This is a genomic window from Nocardioides sp. SR21 (assembly GCF_022761125.1).
Classification (GTDB): Bacteria; Actinomycetota; Actinomycetes; order Propionibacteriales; family Nocardioidaceae; genus Nocardioides.
In genome coordinates this window covers 12,818-35,518 of sequence record NZ_JAKWJR010000003.1, presented here as the reverse complement: position 1 = coordinate 35,518, position 22,701 = coordinate 12,818, and the positions used below count along the sequence as shown (strand labels likewise).

The 22,701-nt window shown below is 71.7% G+C and carries 24 protein-coding genes; 13 read left to right on the top strand and 11 right to left on the bottom strand.

The features are described 5' to 3' along the window. Window positions 1–175: 175 nt before the first annotated feature. Window positions 176–748, top strand: coding sequence for a DUF1707 domain-containing protein (locus tag MJ604_RS06150; protein ID WP_243057430.1), 573 nt, complete (start codon window positions 176–178; stop codon window positions 746–748). After that, on the top strand, window positions 745–1,419 hold the full coding sequence (locus MJ604_RS06145) for an ion channel (protein ID WP_243057429.1): 675 nt from the start codon (window positions 745–747) through the stop codon (window positions 1,417–1,419). Before MJ604_RS06150 ends, MJ604_RS06145 begins: the two co-directional genes overlap by 4 nt. On the opposite strand, the gene MJ604_RS06140 is transcribed toward MJ604_RS06145, so the two are convergent. The 3 genes from MJ604_RS06140 to MJ604_RS06130 are packed head-to-tail and all read right to left on the bottom strand — an operon-like array spanning window position 1,394 to window position 3,621. Then, the gene (locus MJ604_RS06140; RefSeq protein WP_243057428.1) at window positions 1,394–1,759 is read right to left on the bottom strand and encodes an MmcQ/YjbR family DNA-binding protein; all 366 of its coding nucleotides are present in this window, start codon (window positions 1,757–1,759) and stop codon (window positions 1,394–1,396) included. The genes MJ604_RS06145 and MJ604_RS06140 overlap by 26 nt on opposite strands. Window positions 1,760–1,764: 5 nt before the next feature. Then, entirely contained in the window at window positions 1,765–2,325 is a 561-nt protein-coding gene (locus MJ604_RS06135) for a hemerythrin domain-containing protein (protein ID WP_243057427.1), read from the bottom strand. A 9-nt stretch (window positions 2,326–2,334) separates the two neighbouring features. Next, window positions 2,335–3,621, bottom strand: a complete 1,287-nt coding sequence (locus tag MJ604_RS06130; protein WP_243057426.1) for a nitrate/nitrite transporter — start codon at window positions 3,619–3,621, stop codon at window positions 2,335–2,337. 122 nt (window positions 3,622–3,743) lie between these two features. Between MJ604_RS06130 and MJ604_RS06125 the strand changes: the two genes are divergently transcribed. Beyond that, window positions 3,744–3,905 (top strand): hypothetical protein, encoded by a 162-nt coding sequence (locus tag MJ604_RS06125; protein WP_243057425.1) that lies wholly within the window; start codon window positions 3,744–3,746, stop codon window positions 3,903–3,905. A 1-nt stretch (window position 3,906) separates the two neighbouring features. Here the strand turns inward: MJ604_RS06125 and MJ604_RS06120 are convergent, their stop codons facing one another. Together MJ604_RS06120 and uvrB are read right to left on the bottom strand one after the other, a co-directional pair. After that, the gene (locus MJ604_RS06120; RefSeq protein ID WP_243057424.1) at window positions 3,907–4,338 is read right to left on the bottom strand and encodes a VOC family protein; all 432 of its coding nucleotides are present in this window, start codon (window positions 4,336–4,338) and stop codon (window positions 3,907–3,909) included. Next, complete coding sequence (gene uvrB, locus MJ604_RS06115) at window positions 4,335–6,470, bottom strand: excinuclease ABC subunit UvrB (RefSeq protein WP_243057423.1); 2,136 nt, start codon at window positions 6,468–6,470, stop codon at window positions 4,335–4,337. The genes MJ604_RS06120 and uvrB overlap by 4 nt, the downstream gene beginning before the upstream one ends. Before the next feature lie 75 nt (window positions 6,471–6,545). Here uvrB and MJ604_RS06110 point away from each other — a divergent pair, with 75 nt between their 5' ends. The 3 genes from MJ604_RS06110 to MJ604_RS06100 are packed head-to-tail and all read left to right on the top strand — an operon-like array spanning window position 6,546 to window position 9,152. After that, window positions 6,546–7,808: a phospholipase D-like domain-containing protein gene (locus MJ604_RS06110; protein ID WP_243057422.1), complete on the top strand. Its 1,263-nt coding sequence runs from the start codon at window positions 6,546–6,548 to the stop codon at window positions 7,806–7,808. A gap of 46 nt (window positions 7,809–7,854) precedes the next feature. After that, window positions 7,855–8,343 carry a SigE family RNA polymerase sigma factor gene (locus tag MJ604_RS06105; protein ID WP_243057421.1) on the top strand — a complete coding sequence of 163 codons (489 nt, stop codon included), beginning with the start codon at window positions 7,855–7,857 and terminating at the stop codon, window positions 8,341–8,343. Beyond that, entirely contained in the window at window positions 8,340–9,152 is an 813-nt protein-coding gene (locus MJ604_RS06100; RefSeq protein WP_243057420.1) for a hypothetical protein, read from the top strand. Before MJ604_RS06105 ends, MJ604_RS06100 begins: the two co-directional genes overlap by 4 nt. On the opposite strand, the gene MJ604_RS06095 is transcribed toward MJ604_RS06100, so the two are convergent. Continuing rightward, window positions 9,139–10,071, bottom strand: a complete 933-nt coding sequence (locus MJ604_RS06095; protein ID WP_243057419.1) for a DNA-3-methyladenine glycosylase — start codon at window positions 10,069–10,071, stop codon at window positions 9,139–9,141. The two genes, MJ604_RS06100 and MJ604_RS06095, sit on opposite strands and share 14 nt — an antisense overlap. A gap of 53 nt (window positions 10,072–10,124) precedes the next feature. On the opposite strand from MJ604_RS06095, the gene MJ604_RS06090 reads away from it, so the two are divergent. Beyond that, on the top strand, window positions 10,125–10,910 hold the full coding sequence (locus MJ604_RS06090; protein ID WP_243057418.1) for an enoyl-CoA hydratase/isomerase family protein: 786 nt from the start codon (window positions 10,125–10,127) through the stop codon (window positions 10,908–10,910). Here the strand turns inward: MJ604_RS06090 and MJ604_RS06085 are convergent. Further along, window positions 10,885–11,457: an isochorismatase family protein gene (locus tag MJ604_RS06085; protein ID WP_243057417.1), complete on the bottom strand. Its 573-nt coding sequence runs from the start codon at window positions 11,455–11,457 to the stop codon at window positions 10,885–10,887. The two genes, MJ604_RS06090 and MJ604_RS06085, sit on opposite strands and share 26 nt — an antisense overlap. A 52-nt stretch (window positions 11,458–11,509) precedes the next feature. Between MJ604_RS06085 and MJ604_RS06080 the strand changes: the two genes are divergently transcribed. Then, window positions 11,510–12,481 (top strand): YafY family protein, encoded by a 972-nt coding sequence (locus MJ604_RS06080; RefSeq protein ID WP_243057416.1) that lies wholly within the window; start codon window positions 11,510–11,512, stop codon window positions 12,479–12,481. On the opposite strand, the gene MJ604_RS06075 is transcribed toward MJ604_RS06080, so the two are convergent. Together MJ604_RS06075 and MJ604_RS06070 are read right to left on the bottom strand one after the other, a co-directional pair. Continuing rightward, window positions 12,444–13,433 (bottom strand): 5'-3' exonuclease H3TH domain-containing protein, encoded by a 990-nt coding sequence (locus MJ604_RS06075; protein ID WP_243057415.1) that lies wholly within the window; start codon window positions 13,431–13,433, stop codon window positions 12,444–12,446. The genes MJ604_RS06080 and MJ604_RS06075 overlap by 38 nt on opposite strands. Continuing rightward, on the bottom strand, window positions 13,430–14,443 hold the full coding sequence (locus MJ604_RS06070) for an App1 family protein (RefSeq protein ID WP_243057414.1): 1,014 nt from the start codon (window positions 14,441–14,443) through the stop codon (window positions 13,430–13,432). The genes MJ604_RS06075 and MJ604_RS06070 overlap by 4 nt, the downstream gene beginning before the upstream one ends. Window positions 14,444–14,484: 41 nt before the next feature. Here MJ604_RS06070 and MJ604_RS06065 point away from each other — a divergent pair, with 41 nt between their 5' ends. From MJ604_RS06065 to MJ604_RS06055, 3 genes are read left to right on the top strand one after another with little or no spacing between them, the layout of a single operon-like run. Next, window positions 14,485–15,990 (top strand): ATP-dependent DNA ligase, encoded by a 1,506-nt coding sequence (locus tag MJ604_RS06065; protein WP_243057413.1) that lies wholly within the window; start codon window positions 14,485–14,487, stop codon window positions 15,988–15,990. Next, window positions 15,987–17,069 carry a hypothetical protein gene (locus MJ604_RS06060; RefSeq protein ID WP_243057412.1) on the top strand — a complete coding sequence of 361 codons (1,083 nt, stop codon included), beginning with the start codon at window positions 15,987–15,989 and terminating at the stop codon, window positions 17,067–17,069. Before MJ604_RS06065 ends, MJ604_RS06060 begins: the two co-directional genes overlap by 4 nt. A 50-nt stretch (window positions 17,070–17,119) precedes the next feature. After that, window positions 17,120–17,803: a TetR/AcrR family transcriptional regulator gene (locus tag MJ604_RS06055; RefSeq protein WP_243057411.1), complete on the top strand. Its 684-nt coding sequence runs from the start codon at window positions 17,120–17,122 to the stop codon at window positions 17,801–17,803. A 7-nt stretch (window positions 17,804–17,810) separates the two neighbouring features. Here MJ604_RS06055 and gdhA read toward each other — a convergent pair whose 3' ends face one another. Continuing rightward, window positions 17,811–19,157: an NADP-specific glutamate dehydrogenase gene (gene gdhA / locus MJ604_RS06050; RefSeq protein ID WP_243057410.1), complete on the bottom strand. Its 1,347-nt coding sequence runs from the start codon at window positions 19,155–19,157 to the stop codon at window positions 17,811–17,813. Between the two features lie 4 nt (window positions 19,158–19,161). After that, window positions 19,162–20,454: an acetyl-CoA C-acetyltransferase gene (locus MJ604_RS06045; RefSeq protein WP_243057409.1), complete on the bottom strand. Its 1,293-nt coding sequence runs from the start codon at window positions 20,452–20,454 to the stop codon at window positions 19,162–19,164. 97 nt (window positions 20,455–20,551) lie between these two features. On the opposite strand from MJ604_RS06045, the gene MJ604_RS06040 reads away from it, so the two are divergent. Together MJ604_RS06040 and MJ604_RS06035 are read left to right on the top strand one after the other, a co-directional pair. Further along, on the top strand, window positions 20,552–21,886 hold the full coding sequence (locus tag MJ604_RS06040) for a 3-oxoacyl-ACP reductase (protein ID WP_243057408.1): 1,335 nt from the start codon (window positions 20,552–20,554) through the stop codon (window positions 21,884–21,886). Next, window positions 21,886–22,695: a MaoC family dehydratase gene (locus MJ604_RS06035; RefSeq protein WP_243057855.1), complete on the top strand. Its 810-nt coding sequence runs from the start codon at window positions 21,886–21,888 to the stop codon at window positions 22,693–22,695. Before MJ604_RS06040 ends, MJ604_RS06035 begins: the two co-directional genes overlap by 1 nt. The last annotated feature ends 6 nt before the right edge of the window (window positions 22,696–22,701 follow it).

Sequence of the window (22,701 nt, the reverse complement as noted above, 5' to 3'; positions counted from 1 at the left end):
CTCCCGAACCTGTCTAGACAACCCGCACAGACTAGAACGTGTTCTCGTTCTGGGCAACGCCGTGTGCGCTCCCCTGCTCCCACCCCAAGCAACGACGCTTCTCCCCTGAGGTAACGGGCGTGAAACGTGGGCTGGACCGGCACTCCTACGATGTGCCCGTGCAGAGGACGCGCCGATGACGGACTCCCCGGAGGTCTGGTCGTCGTTCACCCACGACCCGCGCGAGGCGCGGTACGCCGTGCTGCGCGCCTCCGACCACGACCGCGCGATCGTGCACCAGGTGCTCGACGAGGCCTACGCCGACGGTCGTCTCGACCGCGAGGAGTACGACGAGCGCTGCGCCCGCGTCGACCGCAGTCGGGTGCTCGGTGACTTCCGGGCGATCCTCGGCGACCTGGTCGCGCCGCCGCCCAGCACCGAGCGCACCCTCGCGCACGCCTCGCAGCGCGATCTCGAGGTGCTCGCCGAGCGGGCCTGGCAGACCAAGCGGCGTGAGGCGTCGTTCTCGTTCCTCGGCGCCAGCCTGGTCACCACCGCGATCTGGTTCGCGACCTGCTTCGGCGGCGGCGGGTTCAACCCCTACTTCTTCTGGCCGGGCTTCGTGATCGCGTTCAGCCTGCTGCACCTCGTCCGGGTCGCGGGCTCGCACCGCGAGATCGTCGAGTCGGAGATGAAGCGGCTCGAGAAGCGGCGGTCCAAGGACCAGCGCGGGCGCGGGCCGTTCGGGCCGTTCGGGTCGCTCGGATGAGCCACGACCACATGCCGGTCCGGCGGATCCTCGGCAAGCACCCGTCCGCCGTGCTGCTCGGCGCGCAGCTCGTGACGGTCCTCGCCTACCCGTTCCTGAGCAAGGACTTCGCCGGCCGCGCCACCATCGGCGTGGCGCAGATGTGCGTCGTGCTGATCGCGGTCTGGGCGGTGCGGCGTACCCCGTCGTTCACCTGGGTGGTCGCGGTCGTCGCGATCCCGGCGATGACGTTCACCGTCCTCGAGGCCGCCTCCCCGACAACCGACTGGATCGTGCTGACCTCGGCACTGCTGCACGCGCCGTTCTACTTCTACGTGTCGTACTCGATGATCCGGTACCTCTTCCACGACGACCAGATCACCACCGACGAGCTCTACGCGACCGGAGCGGCGTTCACCGTGGTCGCCTGGGGCTTCGCCTACCTGTTCGCCGCGACCCAGGTCGTGTGGCCGGACTCGTTCGTCGGCCACGGGGGTGAGTCCGGGCGCAGCTGGTACGAGCTGCTCTTCCTGTCGTTCTCGACCCTCACCAGCGTCGGCCTGTCCGACGTGATCCCGGTCCAGGAGCACGCACGCTCCGTGGTGATGATCGAGATGGTCGCGGGCGTCTTCTACGTCGCGCTGGTCGTCGCCCGCCTGGTCGGCCTCACGGTTCGTCGACCGCAGGCCTGAGCCTCTTCGGCAGCTTCGCCACCACCAGCCGGTACGACTCGTCGACCGCCTCGAGGAAGTCGTCGTCCGGGATCGCGCCGCCGAACGACAGGTCGTTCCACCCCGAGCGCCCGATGTAGCGCATCACGGTCACGTCCCCCGGGTAGCGGTCGATCCACTCGTCGGCGACCTCGCGCGTCGGTCCGCCCTTCACCCCGACCCCGTCGGCGCCCAGGAACGCGAAGATCTTGCCGCGCTCCTCCGGGCCCACCTTGATCACCGGGTGCTCGTGCTCCCAGGGGAAGTCGGGCCAGGCGCCGGGCTTGGCCAGGCAGTACTCGCGCATCGAGTCGACGTCCATGGACGTCAGTCTTCGTCGTCCTCCTCGTCGTCGTCCAGCAGCCCCTTCTTGCGGGCGGCCGCGACGATCTTGCGGACGTTCGTGAGGGTCCCGCAGTCGTCGTCGATCTGCCGGTTCCGCTCGTCGGCGAACAGCTTGCCGAGGTCGGCGCGGACCTGGGGGCCGACCTCCTCGCGAGCCGGGTTGAGGATGGTGAGCTCCTCCTCGGTGAGGTGGTGGTTGACCAGCTTGGCCAGCTGCTCGACGGCGTCGTCGAACGCCTGGGTGTCGGTGCCCTTGAGCTCCAGCACCGCGAGCAGCGCCTCGTTGCCCTCCGCGTGCTCCTCGACCCCGTGGTCCGCCTCGTCGTCGTCGACCGCGTTCTTCCGCTTGAGCTTCGGGTAGACGTGCTTCTCCTCGGCCTCGGCGTGCGCGACGTGCAGCGCGGCGAACGCCTTCCGGACGGCGTCACGGTCCTGGCTGCTGTCGCGCAGGTCCCGCAGCAGCGCCTCGAAGCGACGGTGGTCGTCGAGGATCAGCTCGACGACGTCACCCTGGACCGGTCGTCCCAGATCGATGTTCGTCATGGCCCTTCGTTACCCGGCGGGAGATCTGGCGACACCCTCCAGCTCGTCCCGATCGACCACGGCCCTGGTCTTCACGCGGTAGCGGTAGACCTGGGTGAGGCCCAGCGCCCACAGCACGTACTGCGCGCTCATCGCCCAGCGGAACGCCTCGGGCGGGTACGCGTCGCTGTGCCCCGGCGTGCGCCAGTCGAGGATCAGCCCGATGGTGATCACCAGGATCAACGACGCCAGGAACCCGCCCTGGTTGATGATCCCGGTGGCGCTGGCGAACCGCTCCGTGGGGTTCGACGTACGCCCGAGGTCGAAGCCGATCATCGACGCCGGGCCACCGACGCCGACGACGACCGCGAGCACCACGAGCAGCCACAGCGGCGCGTTGCCCGGCCAGGCGAGCACGACGGTCCAGACGCCCGCGATCACCGAGACGATGGAGAGCACGGTCGTCGAGCGGTGCCACGGGTGGGCGCCGACCAGCCAGCCGAGGACCGGGCCTGCACACATGACCGCGAGCACCATGACCGTCAGCAGCGCGCCGGCGGTGCCGGGCGACAGTCCCTCCCCGCGGACGAAGAACGGGTAGCCCCACAGCAGGCTGAGCGCGGTCGAGCTGAACTGCGTCGAGAAGTGCATCCAGAAGCCGAGGCGGGTCCCCGGGTGCGCCCACGACGCCGCCAGGCTGGTGCGCACCGCGGTGAGCGACATCGCAGGCCCCCGCAGGTGGCGGATGCCCGGCGCGTCCCAGAGCACCACGAGGATCGCGGCCGTCAGCAGCAGGCCGAGCGAGGCGGTGGTGAGGTACGCACGCGTCCAGCCGACCTCCCGCAGCGCCCAGGTCATCGGGATCGCCGCGGCGACCGCGCCGAGCTGACCGAGGGTGCCGGTCAGCTGGGTGACCAGCGGGATCCGCCGCGCCGGGAACCAGCTGCTCACCAGCCGGAGCACGCAGATGAACGTCATCGCATCGCCCATCCCGACGAAGACCCGCGCCACCAGCGCCAGGGAGTACGTCGGCGCGAGCGCGAACCCGGCCTGCGCGACGGTGATCAGGATCGTCCCGGTCAGCAGCACGCTGCGCGAGCCGAACCGGTCGACCGCCAGTCCCACCGGGATCTGCAGGGCGGCGTACACGAGCAGCTGCAGCATCGTGAACGTCGCCAGCTGGGCCGCGGAGATGTCGAAGCGCTCGGTGGCGGCGAGGCCGGCGACCGCGAGCGAGGAGCGGTGGAACACCGCGACCAGGTAGACCAGGAGCCCGACGATCCAGACCGCGGTGGCGGTGCGGACGGTCGGCTTCACTGGCCCGATCCTACGGCGGCCTACCCTCGGTCCCTGAGCCCGGACCGTTGAGTCGGGACTTTCCGTCGGTTGAATCGGGAGTTTTGGTCGGTTGAATCGGGACTTCTAGACTCGCTCACATCATGTGTCGCCCCACCCCCTGCCGCACCTGCGGAAAGATCACGTGGAAGGGCTGCGGCCAGCACGTCGCCCAGGTCCGCGCCACCGTCGCCGACGAGAACTGGTGCCCCGGCCACCCGGACCAGCCGCGCCGCGGTCTGCTCGACCGGCTCCGCGGTCGCTGAGCTAGTCGAGGCAGAACTCGTTGCCCTCGGGGTCCAACATGATGATGTGGCCGCCGGCCATCGGCGGGGCGGGCTCGTGCCGTTCGACGCGGGTGGCGCCGAGCGCGACGAGGCGCTCGCACTCGTTCTCGAGCGCGGCCATCCGCTCGTCGCCCTGCAGGCCGGGAGCGGCACGGACGTCGAGGTGCAGCCGGTTCTTCGCGGTCTTGCCCTCGGGGACGCGCTGGAAGAACAGCCGCGGGCCGGCGCCGGTCGGGTCCTCCGAGGCCGAGGCGCTGTTGCGGTGCTCCTCGGGGAGCGTCTCGGAGAACGCGTCCCACGAGTCGAAGCCCGGCGGCGGTGCCGGGAACTCGTAGCCGAGGACGTCGTTCCAGAACAGCGAGAGCGCGCGCGGGTCCGCGCAGTCGAACGTCACCTGCACCTGCTTGATCACTTCGCACCAGCCTCCATCATCTGTCGCAGCTCCTTCTTCAGGTCGCCGATCTCGTCACGCAGCCGCGCCGCCACCTCGAAGTGCAGCTCGGCGGCGGCGCCCTTCATCTGGTCGGTGAGCTCCTGGATCAGCTGCGCGAGCTCGGCACTCGGCAGCCCCGCGAGGTCCTTCGCGTGCTGCCCGGCCTCACCCCCGGCCATCCGGGAGAGCGCCGGGACCGGCGCCTTGCGGTTCTTCGGGTCCTGGTGCTGCCAGGTCGCCAGCAGCTCCTGGGTCGACTCGTCCTCGCGTGCCAGCATCTCGGTGATGTCGGCGATCTTCTTGCGCAGCGGCTGCGGGTCGACCCCGGCGGCGGTGTTGTAGGCGACCTGCTTCGCGCGGCGGCGGTTGGTCTCCTCGATCGCCTTCTCCATCGAGGGCGTGATCTTGTCGGCGTACATGTGCACCTGGCCGGACACGTTGCGCGCCGCTCGGCCGATCGTCTGGATCAGCGACTTGTCGGAGCGCAGGAAGCCCTCCTTGTCGGCGTCGAGGATCGACACCAGCGACACCTCGGGCAGGTCGAGGCCCTCACGGAGCAGGTTGATGCCGACGAGGACGTCGTACTCCCCCAGCCGCAGCTCGCGGAGCAGCTCGATGCGACGCAGCGTGTCGACCTCGGAGTGGAGGTAGCGGGTGCGGATGCCGGCGTCGAGGAGGTAGTCGGTGAGGTCCTCGGACATCTTCTTGGTCAGCGTGGTGACCAGGACCCGCTCGTCCTTCTCGGAGCGGGTGCGGATCTCGTGGATCAGGTCGTCGATCTGACCCTTGGTCGGCTTGATGACCACCTCGGGGTCGACCAGGCCGGTCGGGCGGATGATCTGCTCGACGGTGTCCGGGCGACCGTCCGGCCCTGAGACCTTGTCGAGCTCGTAGTTGCCCGGCGTCGCGGAGAGGTAGACGGTCTGCCCGATCCGGTCGAGGAACTCCTCCCACCGCAGCGGCCGGTTGTCCATCGCGCTGGGGAGCCGGAACCCGTGGTCGACGAGGTTCCGCTTGCGCGACATGTCGCCTTCGTACATCCCGCCGATCTGCGGGACCGTCACGTGCGACTCGTCGACGACGACGACGTAGTCCTCGGGGAAGTAGTCGAGCAGGCAGTTCGGCGCGGAGCCGTGGGTGCGGCCGTCCATGTGCATCGAGTAGTTCTCGATGCCGGCGCAGGAGCCGACCTGGCGCATCATCTCGACGTCGTACGTCGTGCGCATCCGCAGCCGCTGGGCCTCGAGCAGCTTGCCCTGGCGCTCGAACGTCGCGAGCCGGTCCTCGAGCTCGAGCTCGATGCCCTTGATCGCGCGCTCCATCCGCTCCGGACCCGCGACGTAGTGGGTGGCCGGGAAGACGTAGAGCTCCTTGTCCTCCGTGGCCACCTCGCCGGTCAGCGGGTGCAGGGTCATCAGCCGCTCGATCTCGTCGCCGAAGAACTCGATGCGGACCGCGTGCTCCTCGTAGACCGGGAAGATCTCGAGGGTGTCGCCCCGGACGCGGAACGTGCCGCGGGTGAACGTCATGTCGTTGCGGGTGTACTGGATCTCGACCAGCCGGCGCAGGATCGAGTCGCGGTCGTGCTCCTCGCCCACCTTCAGCCGGATCATCCGGTCGACGTACTCCTGCGGGGTGCCGAGGCCGTAGATGCACGAGACGGTGCTGACCACGATCACGTCACGCCTGGTCAGCAGCGAGTTGGTCGCGGAGTGCCGCAGCCGCTCGACCTCCTCGTTGATCGAGGAGTCCTTCTCGATGTAGGTGTCGGTCTGGGGGACGTACGCCTCGGGCTGGTAGTAGTCGTAGTAGGAGACGAAGTACTCGACCGCGTTGTCGGGGAACAGCTGCCGCAGCTCGTTGGCGAACTGCGCGGCGAGCGTCTTGTTCGGCTGGAGCACCAGCATCGGGCGCTGCACCTGCTCGGCGACCCACGCCACCGTCGCGGTCTTGCCGGTGCCGGTCGCGCCGAGCAGGACGACGTCCTGGACCCCGCCGTCGAGCCGCTTGGCGATCTCCGCGATCGCGGTCGGCTGGTCGCCGGAGGGTTGGTAGTCGGAGACGACCTTGAACGGCGCCACCCGGCGCTCGAGATCGGTGACTGGACGCATGCATCCAGCGTAGAGGGGGCCACCGACAGTCCCTCCCCGGCAGGATTCCACCCCCGGCCTGGCTAGATTGTCCCCGTGACCGACCGCCCCCTGCCGCCCGCTGCCCGGGTGCTGAGGGCGGCCCGCCGGACGCTCCTCGCGTTCTTCGGGCTCCAGCTCGCGCTGGCGATCGGGATGTCGCTGGTCGACTCCTACCGCCGCCGCGGCAAGAAGCCCAAGCCGTTCCCCGTCACCGCGCCGCGCGAGGTGCCGGTCGGCGACGGCACGCTGACGACGTACACGTTCGGACAGGACCTGTACGACGCGATGCTCGCGGCGATCGAGGGTGCGCAGCGGCAGGTCCTCTTCGAGACCTACATCTGGAAGGGCGACGAGGTCGGCGAGCGGTTCAAGTCCGCGCTCGCGGCCGCCGCCGACCGCGGGGTCGAGGTCTACTGCATCTACGACGGCTTCGCGAACCTCGTGGTCTCGCCACGGTTCAAGCGGTTCCCGCCCACGATGAAGGTGCTGCGGTTCCCGGTCTACCCGGCGGGCCTGCGGTTCTTCGACTTCAGCCGCTACGGCCGCGACCACCGCAAGATCCTGGTCGTCGACGACTCGGTCGGGTTCGTCGGCGGCTTCAACATCGGGACGCCGTACGCCACGGAGTGGCGCGACACCCACGTCGAGATCACCGGTCCCGGGGTCTGGGACCTCAAGCGAGCGTTCGCGGACTTCTGGAACCTGAACCGGCGGCGCCGGTTCGGCACCAGCGAGCGGCCGCTGCTGCTCGAGACCGCGTCCACCTGGGAGCCACGGATCCGGTTCCACCGCAACGTGCCGCGGCTGTGGATGTTCCCGATCCGCTCGATGTACATCGAGGCGATCAACCGGGCCTCGCGCAACGTCTGGATGACGCACGCCTACTTCTGCCCGGACCAGGACTTCGTCGACGCGATCAAGGACGCCGCCCACCGCGGGGTCGACGTCCGGCTGCTGGTGCCGCTGAAGTCGAACCACATCGTGGCCGACTGGATCTCGCGCGGGTACTTCTCGCAGCTGCTGGAGTCCGGGGTGCGGATCTTCCGCTACAAGGACGCGATGGTGCACGCGAAGACGTCGACGATCGACGGCACCTGGTCGACGGTCGGTACGGCGAACGTCGACCGGCTCAGCCTGCAGGGGAACTACGAGATCAACGTCGAGGTCATCGACGAGCGCTTCGCGGAGAACCTCGAGGAGATCTACCGCACCGACGAGGGCAACTGCCTCGAGCTCACCCAGGGCGAGTGGGAGGCCCGGGACCTGCACCGCAAGTTCACCGAGATGATCCTGGCCCCGCTGCGGCCGCTGCTCTGACCCGGACCAGGTGAACCCCGCGCCGGGTTCGCCGAGTATGGAAGGCATGCAGCGCGCGGAGCGGGACGCAGCCTTCACCGAGTTCTACGCCGCGCGCGTGCTCGCGCTGCGACGGCTGGCGTACGTCATCACCCGCGACTGGCACGCGGCCGAGGACGTGACGCAGCGCGCGCTGGTCAAGGTGTACGGCGCCTGGCCGCGCATCGAGCGCGGCGGCCTGGAGGCCTACACGCGGCGCGCGGTCGTCAACGAGTCGCTCACGCACGTCAGCCGGCGTGCTCGCGACGTCGTCGTCGAGAGCGTCCCGGACCGGCCCGCGCCTGAGCCGGCGGCTCCGCTGGACCTGGCGGCGGCTCTGGCCACCCTCCCCGCGCAGCAGCGCGCCGTGATCGCGCTGCGCTTCGTCGACGACCGTTCCGTGACCGAGACCGCCGAGATCCTCGGCATCGCCGAGGGCACCGTCAAGAGCCACACCTCGAAGGCGATCACGACCCTCCGTCAGCACGCCCCTACCCTCACTGGAGGACACCCATGACCGAGCCCGACCTCACCACGCTGCTGCGCGAGCACCTCACCGACGAGCCGCCGCTCGCCCACACCAGCACGGACGTGATCCGTACGGCGCGCAAGCGGACCGCCCGTCGCGGGTTGCTGGCCGGCGGGGTCGCCGCCCTCGCGGTGGCGGCGGTCGCCCTGGCGCCGTCGCTCTCGACGTCCGGCGGCGACGACGGCGTGCCCGCCACGGGCGCCGAGCAGGCACCGCCCGTCACCGAGGTCATGGAGACCGCGGCGGGCGCCGGCTTCGCGGCCGTCCCGTCCCTGGGCGAGCCGAGCTGGTCGGTCAACAACGTGCTGGGCGAGCCGGTCGAGGCCGGCGACGCGGACGCGCAGCACTACCTGCTGTCCTACCGGCCCGCGACCGGGCCGACCCAGCTGAACCTCACGGTCGGCGGCTTCGCGCCCGAGGACCTGGAGACCTACGACTTCGCCGGCTCCTGCCGCTACCAGCTGGAGCAGCGGCGGGCCGAGACGTGCACCATCCAGACGCTCGAGGACGGGTCGCTGCTGATGACCAGCGTCGCGCTGCGCTCCGGCATCGACACCGACGCGCCGCGGATGCTGACGCCCCAGGAGGCGAAGGCGCTGCCCGCCGGCGCGGTGTCGCGGGTGCGCGTGGTCAGCCTGAGCACGCTGGACGGGATGGCGGTGGACGCGGCGGAGTACGTGCCGGTCGGCGCCCGCTGGAGCATCTCGCTCGACGACCTGCAGGCCCTGGCGCTCGACCCCGGCCTGCGCGCCGCGGACGTGGCGCACGAGCCGATGCCGCTGTTCACCGACGAGTGACGCGCGCCGGCAGGTGGGTGCGCGGCGCCATCCGCTCGCCGCGCCGCGGCCGCTTCTGACCGCCGAGCAGGAGCATCGTCACCGCCCGGCCGCGCTGGGGACGCCAGGGCTCGAGGAACTCCGCGAGCTCGGCGTCGTCGAAGTCGCGCCCCTCCACCGCCCAGCCGACCTGGTGGGCGACGTGGTAGTCGCCGAACGACACGGCGTCGGGGTCGCCGTGGGCGCGCTGGCGCACCTCGGCCGCGGTCCACACGCCGATCCCGGGGAGCGAGGTCAGCCGACGCTCGACCTCGTCGCCGGGGAGCCCGATGGTGCGCTCCAGCGAGTCCGCGACCCGTGCGGCGGTGACGACGGCGCGCGAACGCGCCGGGTCGACGTGCATCCGCAGCCACTCCCAGGACGGCACCTGGCGGATCGTCTCGGCGCCCGGCTGCACCCAGAGCTTGAGCTCGGCGCCGGGCCCGGGCGCGCGCTCGCCGTACCGGTGGACGAGCATGCGGAAGCCGGCGAACGCCTCCTGACCGGTGACCTTCTGCTCGATGATCGCCGGGACCAGCGACTCCATCACCAGGCCGCTGCGGCCGAGCCGCCAGCCGCCGTAGCGGCGCAGCGCCTCCTCGATGACGGGGTGGCGCGGCTCGAAGCCGGCCGGGTCGTCGTCGGCGCCCAGCAGCGCAGGCACCGAGTCGAGCACCCAGTCGGCGCCCGGGCCCCAGGCCTCGGCGCGCACGACCCCCGACCTGGACTCGACGGCGAGCGTCGCCGGCCCGTCAGGAGTGCGGATGCCGCGCCAGTGGGTGTCGCCGACGATCTTGTACGTCGGGTCGCCACCTCCACGCTTGTGGACGCGCAGGATCGGCCCGACCGGGCACGGCCAGTCGGGTCGCCACTCCCGCACCCGCCCGCCCGCTCCGTCCACGCTTCGACCCTAACCGGGGCCGCCGACAGTAGAACGTGTTCTAGCCTGGGCCCATGGTGCTGCAGATCGCCGACCACGCCCGGGTCCGGACCATCACGCTCGACCGCCCCGAGGCGCTGAACGCCTTCAACGAGGAGCTGTACGACGCCACCGCGGAGGCGCTGCGCGCCGCGGCGGCCGACCCGGGCGTCGCCGTCGTCCTCATCACCGGCAACGGCCGCGGCTTCAGCGCCGGCACCGACCTGATCGAGATGCACAAGATCGCGACCGACCCGACGTTCGTGCGCGGGCGGCACGGGTTCGTGGGGCTGTTCGACGCGCTCGTGGAGTTCCCCAAGCCGCTGGTCGTCGCCGTCAACGGCGTCGGCCTCGGGATCGGCACCACCATCCTCGGCTTCGCCGACCTGGCGTTCATGTCCACCACCGCCCGCCTGAAGTGCCCCTTCACCAGCCTGGGCGTGGCGCCCGAGGCGGCGTCGTCGTACCTGCTCCCCCGCCTGGTCGGCCGTCAGGACGCCGCGTGGGTGCTGCTGTCGGCGGAGTGGATCTCCGCGGCCGAGGCCCAGGAGATGGGCCTGGTCTGGCGCGTCTGCGAGCCCGACGACCTGCTGGCCGAGGCGCGCCGGCACGCCGAGGTCCTCGCCGCGCGACCGATCTCCTCGCTGGTCGCGGTGAAGCGGACGATGACCGAGCCCTTGCGCGCGGGGATCGCCGAGGCGCGCGAGCGCGAGAACGCGGCCTTCGCGGAGCTGCTGGGCGGGCCCGCGAACCTCGAGGCGCTGAGCGCCTTCGCCGAGGGTCGCGAGCCCGACTTCACGACGCTGCCGCCGGGCTGGTGAAGTCGACCTCGGCCGTCGGCGCGAGGCCGGTCTCGCGGCCGGGGGCCTTGGTGAAGGACCAGTACAGGTTGGTGTGCGCGATCACGAGGTCGGGCGTGGGCGCGCCGTACGCGCTCAGGTCCTCGGTCGTGTGCGCGTCGGACACCAGCGTCGTGTCGTAGCCGCGGACCAGGGCGCCGTGCAGCGTCGAGCGGACGCACGCGTCGCTCTGCGCGCCGCTGACCACGAGTCGACCGACGCCCAGACCGGCCAGCACGTCCTCGAGGTCGGTGTCCTCGAACGAGTCGCCGTACGCCTTGTCCACGACCGGCTCGCCGTCGGCGACCGCGAGCTCGGGCACGAGCTGCCAGTGCTCGCTTTCGCGCGGCAGGTGCTCCGGGTGGTTGTGCAGCACCCAGACCACCGGGGTGCCGGCGGCGCGGGCCTTGTCGACCAGGGTCGCGATGTTGGCGACCACCTGGTCGCGGTCGTGGGCGTCGGCGACGACGCCGGCCTGGACGTCGATCACGGCGAGGGCGGTGTGCGGGCGGTTCTCGAGAGTGGTCATGGGACCACCGTAGGATCCGATGTGGACGATCTACTTCCTCTTAGGAACCGACATGCCCACCGAATCCAGCCCGACCTCGCGCGCGCTGCTCGCCCTCGAGGCCCTCCAGGACACCCCCGGCATCACCGCCGACCGGCTCGGCCGCCGCCTGGGCGTGACCTCACGGGCGGCCCGGCGCTACGTCGAGATCCTGCGGGAGGCCGACATCCCGGTCGAGTCGGTGCGCGGCCCCGACGGCGGCTACCGGCTCGGCCGCGGGGTCCGGCCGCCGCCGCTGCGGTTCGGCCCCGACGAGGCGCTCGGCCTGGTGATGGCCGCGCTCGACGGGCAGCACGACGCCGCCGACCCCGAGGGCCCGGTCGGCCGCGCCCTCGGCAAGCTGCTCGGCGCGCTGCCCCGGTCGGTGGCCGCCCAGGCCGAGGCGGTACGCCGTACCGCCACCCCGGTGCCGGGCCGCGACCCCGCGCGCCCCGACCCCGCGACCACCGTCGCCCTCGTGGAGGCCTGCGCCGACAGCCGTCTGGTCCGCCTCGGCTACCGCACCGAGAAGGGCAACGACCGGCTGCTCGAGGCCGAGCCGTGGGCGGTGGTGGTGCGCTACGGGCGGTGGTACCTGCTGTGCCGCTCGCTGGAGCGGGACGCGGTGCGCACGTACCGCATCGACCGGGTGGGGTCGGTCGAGGTGCTGCCCGAGACGTTCGACCCGCCCGCGGACCTGGACCCGGTCGCGGCGCTCGAGGAGAACCTCGGCACCGGCTGGCAGTACGACGTCGTGCTGACCGTCGACGCGCCCCTCCAGACGGTCCTGGCCGCGATCCCGCGGACCATGGGGCGGCTCGAGGCGGTCGACGCCACGACCACCCGCCTGGTCGGCTCGACCCGCAACGCGCGGTCGTACGCCGAGCAGCTCGCGATGCTGCCCGGCGCCTTCCGGATCGACGAGGGCGAGGAGGTCCGCGCGGAACTGGCCGCGCTCGCCGCCCGGCTCAGCGAGGCGGTTGAGCGCTGGCCGGCGGCTCCGTGAGCACCCGGATCGCGAGGTCCGTGGTCGACGGCACCCCCAGGTAGCCGACGACCCGCAGCACCCGCTCGGGGTCGAGCGGCAGCAGGCCCGGGCTGCCGGGCACGTCGGGCTTCAGGCCGAGGTCGAGGTCGGTGCGGCCGGACATGATCGAGAGGTTGAACTCGAAGCGCTCGCGGGCCTCGGGCGTCGCGAGCCTCTTCAGCACGCTGGCGCCGATCCGCGGCCGGCCGACCTCCTCGCAGTACGAGTCGATCGTCGCCACCAGCGTCTCGCCGCCGCAGTGGTCGATGTCCGCCCAGACCGCGCGCATCGAGCCCATCTCCGACAGCAGGAACGGCGCGATCTTCTCGCCGATCCCCGGCACGCCCGGCAGGTTGTCGCTGGGGTCGCCGCGGAGGGCGGCGAACTCGAGGTAGTTCTCCGCGGCCACGCCGTACATCGCGCGCAGCGCCGCCGGGCTGAGCAGCGGCGAGCCGCCGATGCCGCCGTTGATCAGCCGCAGGACCTTGGTGCGATCGCTGATGTGGGCGAACGCGTCGCGGTCCGACGTCACCAGCACGCAGTTCCACCCGTGCTCCTCGGCCCACGTCGCCGCGGACGCGTTGACGTCGTCGGCCTCCAGCCCGGCCGGGGTGACCGTGAGCATCCCGAGCGCGTCGAGCAGGTCGGCAGCGCGCTCGAGCTGGTCGACCAGGGCCGGGTCCTTCTCGGCGCGCCCCGCCTTGTACATCGGGTACGCCGCCTCTCGCACCGACTCCTTGCGGTCGTCGATCCCGAACAGCACGGCGTCCGGCGCGAACTGGTCGATCGCCTCCAGGATCTGGCGCAGCATCCCGTGCAGCGCCCAGGCCGGGCGGCCGCCCCGGTCGAGCAGCCCGGACTCCGCGCGGGCGTGGTGGTTGCGGTGGAGCAGCGACGGCGCGTCGACGGCGAGCAGGAGACGATCGTTCACAGCAGCCCGATCGACGCGGCGTGCCGGCGTACGGCGTCGCTGTCGGCGGCCAGCACGAACGGCACCTCGGAGTCCCAGGAGTCGCTGACCTGCTCGACGCGGCCGTCGCCCGGGTCGAGGCGCACCTCGCGGATGTAGACCGCGAGGAACCGGTCGGGATGGGCGCGGACCATGTCGGCGTAGATCTGCGGGTCGTGCTCCCCGGAGTCGCCGAGCAGCACGAACTTCAGGCCGGGGTTGAGCTCGAGGACGCTCTCGATGCGCTCGTGCTTGCGCGCCCGGCCCTCGTCGGTGCCGATGAGGTCGCGCAGCAGCACCGGACCGAGGGGGAATTCGCGGTGGCGCAGGAAGCCCTGGAGGAACGAGTAGAGGTTCCACGGGCTCGACGAGACGTAGAAGACGGGGTTGGTGCCCGCGGCGAGGTCGCGGTAGAGCTCGGGCGCGCCGGCGAACGGCGTCCGCGTCAGCTCCGAGCCGGTGAGCGTCGTCTGGATCATCTGGCCGACCCGCTGCACGCCGGTCTCGAGGATCGTGTCGTCGATGTCGGAGACGATGCCGAACCGCGCGTCCGGCCCGGGCACCAGGATCCGGAGCGGCGTGGTGTGCGGGTCGGTGAGGCGGCGGTACTCCCCCGCGAGCTCGACGGTCCCGTCCAGCCACGGGCCGGTCGCGTCGGTCGGCACGAAGCGGACGGCCCAGTAGCCGTCGTCGTCGCTCACGGTCTCGATCGTCGTGTCGCCGACCCTGACCCGCAGCGGGACGCCCGGCAGGTCGTCGGTGAAGAACTGGCTCGCCGTCCGGCGGAAGGCGGCCACGACGCCCTCGCCGTCCTCGGCCGCGGACGGCGGCGGGTTGTCGAGGACGCGGCCCCCGACGACGACGCCGGCCGGGCCGCCGTACCCGAGGTAGGTCTCGATCCGGAAGTTCTTCGGGCGGAACAGCGCACGGCGGCGCCGGCGGCGGTCGTCAAACGCCCGCTCGAGACCGAGCGCCCAGCGCCGTGCATCCATGGCGCCACCGTAGTGTCGGTGGCGTCGGCTTGAATGGTCAGGTGCTGCTCGCGGACGTGGTCGCCACCTCAGGAGCCGTCGCCGCCACCCGGTCCCGCAAGGCCAAGGTCGCGGCGATCGCGGCCCTGCTCGCCCGCGCCTCGCCGGACGAGATCGAGACCGTGACGGCGTACGTCGCCGGCGCGCTGCGCCAGCGCCGCACCGGGCTGGGCTGGCGCGGGCTGGCCACGCTGCCCTCGCCGGCGGAGTCGTCGACCCTCGACGTGCTGGAGGTGCACGAGGCGTTCGAGCGACTGTCCGCCCTCTCCGGCGCCGGGTCGCAGTCGGCCCGCGCGCTCGCGGTGGCGGAGCTGTTCGGCCGCGCCACGGCCGACGAGCAGGTGTGGCTGCGGGGCGTCGTGACCGGCGCGGTGCGCCAGGGCGCGCTCGACTCGCTCGTGCAGGAGGCGCTGGCGGTCGCCGCCGAGGTGCCGCTCGCCGACGTGCGCCGCGCGGCGATGCTCGCCGGGTCGACGGTCGCGGTCGCGCGGGCGGCGTTCGAGGGCGTCGACGCCCTGGGCGCGTTCGGCCTCCAGGTCGGGCGGCCGGTGCTGCCGATGCTCGCCTCCAGCGCCCCGGACGTCGCGGCCGCGCTGGCGAAGGTCGGCGGCGAGGTCGCGGTCGACACCAAGCTCGACGGGATCCGCATCCAGGTGCACCGGCAGGGCTCCGAGGTGCTGGTGGCCACCCGGTCGCTGGAGGACATCACCGCGCGGCTGCCCGAGGTGGTCGCGGTCGCGCTCGCGTTGCCGGCCGACTCGTTCGTGCTCGACGGAGAGGCGCTGGCGCTCACCGAGGACGGCCGCCCCCGGCCGTTCCAGGAGACGGCGTCCCGCACCGCCATGGCCGAGGGCGTGGTCGTCACGCCATACTTCTTCGACGTGCTGCACCTCGACGGCACCGACCTCCTCGACGCGCCCGCCTCCGAGCGCGCGGCCGCCCTCGAGCGGCTGGTCCCCGAGGCGCACCGCGTCCCGCGCCTGGTGACCGGCGACGTCGCCGCGGCCGAGGCGTTCGCGGCCGAGGTGTTGCGCGACGGCCACGAGGGGGTGGTCGTGAAGGCGCTGGGTGCGCCGTACGACGCCGGACGCCGCGGTGCGTCCTGGGTGAAGGTGAAGCCCGTGCACACCCTCGACCTCGTCGTCCTCGGCGTCGAGTGGGGCTCCGGGCGCCGCAAGGGCTGGCTGTCGAACATCCACCTCGGCGCCCGCGACCCCGCCGGCGCCGATCAGCACTTCGTGATGCTCGGCAAGACGTTCAAGGGGATGACCGACGAGATGCTCGCCTGGCAGACCGAGCGCTTCCAGGAGCTCGCGGTCGACGACAACGGCTGGGTGGTCACCGTGCGTCCCGAGCAGGTCGTCGAGATCGCGTTCGACGGTGTCCAGCGCTCGACCCGTTACCCCGGAGGTGTAGCGCTGCGCTTCGCCCGCGTGGTTCGCTACCGCGACGACAAGCCGGTGTCGGAGATCGACACGATCGCGACAGTGAAGGAGTTCCTGGGTTGAACACGGTCGCGGGCGCGCTGCTGGCCGCGCTGTTGGTCCTGCCGCTCGCTGCGTGCTCGTCCGACGACGCCGAGTCGGCGCCGGACCCGACTGGGCCCACCGGGTCCACCGGGTCCACCGGGGCCGCCGACGCCGCGGACCTCGAGGCGCTGTGGACCGCCGACCTCCTGGTCCCGCCGAACGGCGCGGGTGGGGTCGACGCCGTGTCGCAGGGCTACTTCATCGGGGCGGGGTCGATGGACAACTCCGCCGGCACCACGAACCCCACGCCGAACGTCGCCCTCGACTACGGGATCGGGGACGCCGAGACCGGGGAGATCGTGTCGATGGCTCCGCTGCCCGGCCTGCCCGGCACCGTCCAGGCCATCCCCGGCACCGACCTGTTCGTCGCGGTCGCGCCGTCGGGGTGGGAGCTCACGCAGGGCGGGCCGCGCGTGACCGGCCACCGCGTCGGCGTGGTCGACCCGGCCACCGCATCGTTCCTGTGGACCCGCCGATCGGTGGGGAGCGAGGTGCTCGGGATGTCCGCGACCCGGATCTACCTGGGCCACGACACCGCGAAGGGTCAGCCGATCTGCTTCAGCGTCGACGACGGCTCGCTCACCCGCGACGCCGAGTGCCGCGACTCCATGTGGACGACCACCGAGGGGGTCGACGGCGTCACCTGGTCCGCGAACGAGCGCCTCGTCGACCTGCCCACCGGCGAGCAGGTCACGATCCCCGTCACCCAGGCGCAGGACGAGGCCAGCTCGGAGCCGCTGTGGACGTACGGCGACACGTCCGTGTGGGTCGAGGGCGGCGACGTCGGCTATCAGACCTCGACGTTCGCGAGGTCCGACCTCGGCCTGGTCCGCGTCGACTACACCTACAGCGGCACCGACCCGTACGCCTCGAACACACCGGTGTCGCCCTGGCCCGACGCGGTCCTGCAGCTCGTCGACCCGCGCACCGGCGAGGTCACGAGCACCCTCGGCCAGGTGCGGTCGGGCACCCTCGTGGGCTTCGCCGGCGACATCGCGATCTTCGAGCACGCGGGCGCCACGGGCCTGAGGGCGGCCGGCTACCGGCTCACCGACTGAGATCCGTCACACCCGTGCAACTGCGTGTTGCACCTCTCTACGATGACGCCATGACCGCCACTCCCCAGACCGACGGCAGGCGCACCGCGGCCGCCGCCCGGCGCCGGGCCCGCGAGCAGGAGATCCTCGACGCCACCCGCGCGCTGTTCGACCAGCGGGGGGTGCGCGACGCGCAGATCGAGGACATCGCCCGGGCGGTCGGGATCAACCGGGCGATCGTCTACCGGCACTTCACGGGCAAGGAGGAGCTCTTCGCCCTCACCCTCGTCGGCTACCTCGACGAGCTCCGAGACGCGCTGGCGACCGCAGCGACGTCGAGGAAGAAGCCACAGGACCGGCTCGCCGCGCTCGTCGGCGCGTTCGTCGAGTACGGCGTGGCGCACCCGGCGTTCGTCGACTGCGCGCAGACCCTGATGCGGCGTACCGGACCCGAGCTGCTCGACGAGATGACCGAGGGCGCGGTGTTCCGGCTCGGCCGGGCCATCTCCTCGTGCCTGGCGGTCCTCATCGAGGTGCTCGAGGACGGCGTGGAGAAGGGTGCGTTCGCGGTCGACGACCCGGTGCTGCTCGCGAACACGCTCTACGCCAGCGGCCTGGGCGCGCTCCAGCTCGCGCGGGTCGGCATCCTGGTCAAGGAGGCGGCGCCGGGCATCCCGACGGTCGGCACCATCTCCCCCGAGCAGGTCCGGGACTACCTGGTCGCCTCCGCGCTGGCGCTCGCCGCCGTCAGGTGACGCCCGGTCAGATCACACCCAGCGCGATCATCGCGTCGGCCACCTTGATGAAGCCCGCGATGTTCGCGCCCGCGACGTAGTTGCCCGGTACGTCGTACTCGTCCGCGGTCGTCAGGCAGCGGTCGTGGATGCCCCGCATGATCTCGGCGAGCCGCTCCTCGGTGTGCTCGAAGCTCCACGCGTCGCGCGAGGCGTTCTGCTGCATCTCCAGTGCGCTGGTCGCGACACCGCCGGCGTTCGCGGCCTTGCCCGGCGCGAAGACCACGCCGGCGTCGGCGAACGCGCGGACGGCGGCCGGGGTGCACGGCATGTTCGCTCCCTCGGCGACCACCTTCGCCCCGCCCTTGATCAGCGCGACCGCCTCGGCCTCGTCGATCTCGTTCTGGGTGGCGCAGGGCAGCGCGATGTCGCACGGCACGTCCCACACGCTGCCGCCGGCGACGTACCGCGCCCCCGGCCGAGCGTCGGCGTACTCGGAGATCCGCGCGCGGCGTACCTCCTTGACGTCCTTGAGCAGCTCGAGGTCGATGCCGTCCTCGTCGACGATGTAGCCGGCCGAGTCGGAGCACGCGACGACGGTCCCGCCGAGCTGGTGGACCTTCTCGACCGCGTAGATCGCGACGTTGCCGGAGCCCGACACGACGACCGCCTTGCCGTCGAAGGACTGGCCCGAGGTCTTGAGGATCTCGTCGACGAAGAACACGGTGCCGTAGCCGGTCGCCTCGGTGCGCACCAGCGAGCCGCCCCAGCTCAGGCCCTTGCCGGTCAGCACGCCGGACTCGTAGCGGTTGGTGATCCGCTTGTACTGCCCGAACAGGTAGCCGATCTCGCGGCCGCCCACGCCGATGTCGCCGGCGGGGACGTCGGTGTACTCGCCGATGTGGCGGTGCAGCTCGGTCATGAACGACTGGCAGAACCGCATCACCTCGGCGTCGGAGCGGCCCTTCGGGTCGAAGTCCGAGCCGCCCTTGCCGCCGCCGATCGGCATACCGGTCAGGGAGTTCTTGAAGATCTGCTCGAAGCCGAGGAACTTCACGATGCCGAGGTACACCGACGGGTGGAACCTCAGGCCGCCCTTGTACGGGCCAAGCGCGGAGTTGAACTCGACCCGGAACCCACGGTTGAGCTGCACGTTGCCCCGGTCGTCGGTCCACGGGACGCGGAAGATGATCTGCCGCTCCGGCTCGCAGATCCGGTGGATGACCGCGGCGTCGACGTACTCCGGGTGCTTGCTGACGACCGGCCCGAGGCTCTCGAGGACCTCGCGCACGGCCTGGTGGAACTCCTGCTCGCCGGGGTTGCGGCCGAGTACCTCGTCGTAGACGTCCTGGAGCTTGGTGTCGAGTGCAGTCACCGGGTCATCGTTCCAGAACGGCCACCACGCCCTGACCACCGGCTGCGCAGACCGAGATCAGCGCCCGGCCGGAGCCCTTCTCCGACAGCAGCTTCGCGGCCACGTTCAGGATCCGCCCGCCGGTGGCCGCGAACGGATGTCCGGCGGCGAGCGAGGAGCCGTTGACGTTGAGCTTCGCCCGGTCGATCGCGCCGAGCGGCGCGTCGAGCCCGAGCCGCTCCTTGCAGAAGATCGGGTCCTCCCAGGCCTTCAGCGTGGCGAGCACCTGCGAGGCGAACGCCTCGTGGATCTCGTAGAAGTCGAAGTCCTGCAGCGTGAGCCCGCGTCGCGCGAGCATCCGGGGCACGGCGTACGCCGGCGCCATCAGCAGGCCCTCGCCGCCGTGGACGTAGTCGACGGCCGCGGTCTCGCTGTCGACGAGGAACGCGAGCGGCTCCAGCCCGTGCTCGGCGGCCCAGTCCTCCGACGACAGCAGCACGACGGACGCGCCGTCGGTCAGCGGCGTCGAGTTGCCGGCCGTCATGGTCGCGGCCTCGCCGCGGCCGAACACCGGCTTGAGCTTCGCGAGCTTCTCGACCGACGAGTCGGCGCGCAGGTTCTGGTCGCGCTCGACCCCGCGGAACGGCGTGATCTGGTCGTCGAGGAAGCCGCGGTCGTACGCCGCGGCCAGGTGCTGGTGCGACTGCGCGGCGAGCTCGTCCTGCTCCTCGCGGCCGACCTGCCACTCGAGCGCGGTCAGCGCGGCGTGCTCGCCCATCGACAGCCGCGTGCGCGGCTCGCTGTTGCGCGGGATCTCGAGGCCGATGTCGCCGGGCCGGATCGCGCCGAGCGCCTTGACCTTCCCGGCCGTGTCGCGCGCGGCGTTGACCTTCATCAGCTTCTTGCGCAGCTTGTCGCTGATCGCCACGGGGGCGTCCGACGTCGTGTCGGTGCCGCCGGCGATGCCGACGTCGTACGCGCCGAGCGCGATCTTGTTGCCGACCTCGATCGCGGCCTGCAGCCCGGTGCCGCAGGCCTGCTGGATGTCGATCGCCGGGGTCTCGGGCGCGAGCTTGGAGCCGAGCACCGCCTCACGGGCGAGGTTGAAGTCCCGGGCGTGCTTCAGCACGGCGCCGGCGACCACCTCCCCGACGCGCTCCCCCTGCAGGCCGAACCGGTCGGCCAGGCCGTCGATGGCGGCGGTGAGCATCTCCTGGTTGGACGCGTCGGAGTAGACGGTGTTGGAACGGGCAAAAGGAATGCGGTTGCCGCCGAGCACGGCCACGCGGCGGGTGGTCCCAAGGATGTCACCAGTCATGGCGCCATCCTTGCCCGAGCGGCCCTCGGGAGAAACGCGATGAGGGCCAGATCACGAAATGTGGACACTGAGTTACACAGAGAGTTGCAATATCGCCATGAACGACTTCTACCAGGGCTTCACGTCCTCCGCGATCGGCAAGCAGGTGGCCGCGCTGCTCGGCCTCCCCCAGCCCGCCCGGCTCGAGCGGTACGCCGAGGGCGCGCCGCTGGTCGACGGCACGGTCGCGGTCGGCGGTCGCGGCCGGCTCGCCGACTCGTTGGTCGGGGTGCTCGGCACGCTCGGTGTCGCCGCGACCGCATCGACCGATGCGGAGTCGACGTACAAGGGGCTGGTGTTCGATGCGACCGGCCTGACGACGTCGGAGCAGCTGGTCGAGCTCCGCGACTTCTTCACGCCGCTGCTGCGCAGCCTGGCGCCCTGCCCGCGCGTGGTCGTGATCGGCACTCCGCCCGAACAGGTCGCCGGAGGCGAGCGGGTCGCGCAGCGCGCGCTCGAGGGCTTCACCCGCAGCCTCGGCAAGGAGATCGGCCGCGGCGGCACCTCCCAGCTCGTGTACGTCGCCGAGGGGTCCGAGGGGTCGGTCGCCAGCACGCTGGCGTTCCTGCTCTCCCCCAAGTCCGCGTACGTCTCCGGGCAGGTCGTCCGGATCGGCGCGCACGGCGCGGCGAAGCCCGGCAAGGTCGCGGACTGGATCCGCCCGCTCGACGGCAAGGTCGCGGTCGTGACCGGCGCCAGCCGCGGCATCGGCGAGCAGATCGCACGGGTCCTGCACCGCGACGGCGCGACCGTCGTCGGCGTCGACGTGGCGCAGGCCGCGAGCGAGCTGCAGGCCGTGATGCGCGAGCTGGACGGCGACCACCTGGTGCTCGACATCACCGCCAAGGACGCGCCGCAGCGGATCGCGCACCACCTCACGACCCAGCACGGCGGCGTCGACGTGGTCGTGCACAACGCGGGCATCACCCGCGACAAGCGGCTGATGAACATGGCCGAGGACCGTTGGGACTCCGTCATCGCGGTGAACCTGACCGCCCCGGAGCGGATCACCCGTGAGCTCCTCGAGCAGGGCGTGGTCAACAAGGGCGGCTCGATCATCGGCGTCGCGTCGATCGCCGGCATCGCGGGCAACGTCGGGCAGACGAACTACGCCGCCTCCAAGGCCGGCGTGATCGGCCTGGTCGACTCGCTCGCCGACGAGCTCAGCAACGGGATCACGATCAACGCGGTCGCGCCGGGCTTCATCATCACGCAGATGACCGCCGCCGTGCCGTTCGCGACCCGCGAGGTCGGCCAGCGCCTCAACGCGATGGCGCAGGGCGGGCTCCCGGTCGACGTCGCGGAGGCGATCGCGTGGTTCGCCAGCCCCGGCTCGACCGCGGTCAACGGCAACGTGGTCCGCGTCTGCGGCCAGATGATGTTGGGGGCGTGATGATCCCGCTGCTGGTCAGGGCCGCGCTGCCCAAGCTCAACCCGGGCTCCGAGCTGCCGGACGTGTCGCGGGTGCGCCACGACGTACCGATCGATGCGCGGCACGTGGCGTCGTACGCCTCGCTGTGCGGGTTCCCTCGCAAGGACACGTTGCCGCTGCCGTACCCGCACCTGCTGGCGTTCGGCCTGCACCTCGAGATCATGGCCGACGGGTCGTTCCCGTTCCCCGCGATCGGGACCGTGCACCTGGAGAACGCCATCACGCAGCATCGCCCGATCGGGCTCGACGAGCAGCTGCAGGTCACCGCCCGCCCCGCGAACCTGCGCCCGCACGCGAAGGGGCAGGTCTTCGACATGGTCACGACCGTGCACTCGCGCGCGGAGCTGGTCTGGGAGGAGACCTCGACGTTCCTGCGCCGTGGCCACGGTGACGGCCCTGGCACCGGCACGTCGTTCCCCGACGTGACCTCACGCGGCACCGACTGGAAGCTGCCCGCCGACCTCGGCCGGAAGTACGCCGGCGTCTCCGGCGACCGGAACCCGATCCACCTCTACCCGCTGACCGCCAAGGCCTTCGGCTTCCCGCGCCAGATCGCGCACGGCATGTGGTCGATGGCCCGCTGCGTCGGCGCCCTGGAGAACCGGCTGCCCGACGCCGTCACCGTCGAGGTCGCCTTCAAGAAGCCCGTCCTGCTCCCCGGCACCGTCACGTTCTCCACGTCCCGCGTGGACGACGGCTGGGCCTTCGCCCTCACCAACCCGAGGTCCGGCGCCCCCCACCTCGCCGGAGCGACCTCGACCCCACGTTGAAACGTG